At 30.7% G+C, this 2291-nt stretch carries 2 protein-coding genes; both read right to left on the bottom strand.

From position 1 onward, the window contains the following. Positions 1-2: 2 nt before the first annotated feature. Positions 3-1196, bottom strand: a complete 1194-nt coding sequence (gene hutI / locus KKC53_06440) for an imidazolonepropionase (protein ID MBU2598784.1) — start codon at positions 1194-1196, stop codon at positions 3-5. 99 nt (positions 1197-1295) lie between these two features. Then, a complete protein-coding gene (gene ftcD / locus KKC53_06435) occupies positions 1296-2195 on the bottom strand; it encodes a glutamate formimidoyltransferase (protein ID MBU2598783.1) in 900 nt (299 codons plus the stop codon). Positions 2196-2291: the final 96 nt, after the last annotated feature.

Below are 2291 nucleotides of genomic sequence, written 5' to 3'. Positions count from 1 at the left end.
TATCAAAATCCTCTTTTATTTTTCTGAAATACTATGGTTCCATTCTTAATAACTTTTTCTACTAAATTAAGTCCCAGAAAATATGGTATCTGCTTGTAATTATTGACATCCCATATAACTATATCTGATTTTTTACCTACCTCAATACTTCCGACATCATATTGTAAATCAAGAGCACAAGCTGCATTTATTGTTGTAGCTGTAATAACCTCTTCAGCTCTCATCCTCATATAGATACATGCCAAAGTCATTATTATTGACAATGATTTTATTGCACATGTACCAGGATTATAATTTGTTGCTAAAGTTAGTGGAATATAATTATTAATCATCTTCTTAGCAGGGGCATAATTAGTTTTTCCCATAAAAAATACTGAACCTGGAAGAAGTTCTGCTATGACATTTTTCTGTTTCATCATATTAATTCCTTCATCAGAAATGTATTCAAGATGAGATGCAGAAGTAGCACCCATCTTTGCTGCTAATTCAGCTCCACTATTATAACCTAATTGATCAGCATGTATTTTTAGTTTATATCCTAATTTCTTAGCTGCATCTAAAATTCTCTCTGTTTGTTCTAAATTAAAAACACCTTCTCCACAAAAGACATCGCAGAATTTTGCTAAATTCTTCTCTTTTACTACTGGTAACATTTCCTCAATTATCAAGTTGACATAATCTTCCTCTTTATTTTTGTATTCTTCAGGAAAAGCGTGAGCGCCTAAAAATGTAGATACTATTTCAATAGGATGTTCCTCATTTAGTTTTTTTATAACTTCTAAAATCTTTATTTCGTCCTTGATTGATAATCCATATCCACTTTTAATCTCTACAGTAGTTGTTCCAAATGAAAGCATGTTATTTAAAACCTTAATCCCATTTTTAATTAAATTTTCAAAACTTGCTTTCCTCACTTTATCTACCGTGCTTAGAATTCCACCTCCACCTTTTAAAATATTTAAATAATTTTTACCTTCAATACGAAGATAAAACTCATCTTCCCTGCTCCCAGAAAATACCAAATGTGTATGACAATCAATTAGACCAGGAGTTACAACTTTGTGATTGGCATCTATCTCTTTTGAATCCTTTAAAAGATTAATTTCTTCTATTATCTTATCTTCTCTTCCAACAGCTACTATTTCTCCATTTTTTGATGCAATAGCAGCATTTTCAATAATTGCTAAATTGGACATCTCTTCTCCCCTTTTTGGAGTATCTCCAGCCAAAGTTAAAAGCTGTCCAATATTTCTTATCAAAAGATCACACTCTTTTTTCAAATTACCTCTCACCTTTCAATCTTTAAAGATTTTATATTCTAATATTCTATCTGATTTAAAATCTGGTAATTTCAAATAATGAGATACTGTTTGTGAAATAGCATCAATAGGGATAAGTCCAATTAATTCACTTTCTAATATCTCTACTCCATTTTCTTTAGCAAGTTCTACTATTTTATCAAAGACTTTATAAACTGGTGTCACTTTGTAATTGGTTAAATTCATAGAAACCTGAGTTAAACCTTTATCCTTTAATTTTAGACCTAAAGCTTTAACATAAGGAAAACCAAAGTCTTTTTCCCTGATCGCTCTAGCAATCATTTTTGCAATACTGACATCTCTTGTATTTAGATTTACATTAAAAGCAATAAGTGGTACTCTTGCACCTACAACTGTTGCACCAGCTGTAGGATGAGGCTTTTCTGGACCAAAATCTGGTTTCCACTCTAAAGTTTTCATCTTTTCATTTAATTCTTCAAACTCTCCTCTTCTAATATCAGATAGATTTCTCCTATGAGGTGCAGATGCTGCTTCTTCATACAGATAGACTGGAAGATTCAAATTTTCTCCCAACCTTCTCCCAAGTCCTATTGCTAACAATACACATTCATTCATCGTAACATCTTTAATGGGAACAAACGGTATTACATCAATAGCACCTATTCTTGGATGCTCCCCTTTATGTTTATTTAAATCAATTAATTCCAATGATTTTGAAGCTAATTTATAAGCTGCTTTTAATACTTTTTCAGGAGAACCAACAAATGTAAAAACTGACCTATTATGGTCAATATCTGAGGAATAATCAAGAAGTTTAATCCCTTTCACACTTATTATCTCGTCTCTTAAAGCTTCAATTATATTTTTTCTTCTACCTTCACTTACATTAGGAATACACTCAACTAACTTACTCATAACTCCTCCTTAAAAAAGAAATGGCATATGATTACAATAAAAAATCATATACCATTGTTATTATTTTCTCAAAATTTAAGTATAAAATAAATTGAT

This window comes from Actinomycetota bacterium (genome assembly GCA_018830725.1).
GTDB lineage: Bacteria > Actinomycetota > Humimicrobiia > JAHJRV01 > JAHJRV01 > JAHJRV01.
Note: the sequence above shows the minus strand (reverse complement) of the source record. Positions and strands in the feature narration are given on the sequence as shown.

What these genes read in the sequence shown, in the direction of transcription:
- hutI (MBU2598784.1), bottom strand. Translation starts at nt 1,196, where the DNA reads ATGTCCAATTTAGCAATTATTGAAAATGCTGCTATTGCATCAAAAAAT.
- ftcD (MBU2598783.1), bottom strand. Translation starts at nt 2,195, where the DNA reads ATGAGTAAGTTAGTTGAGTGTATTCCTAATGTAAGTGAAGGTAGAAGA.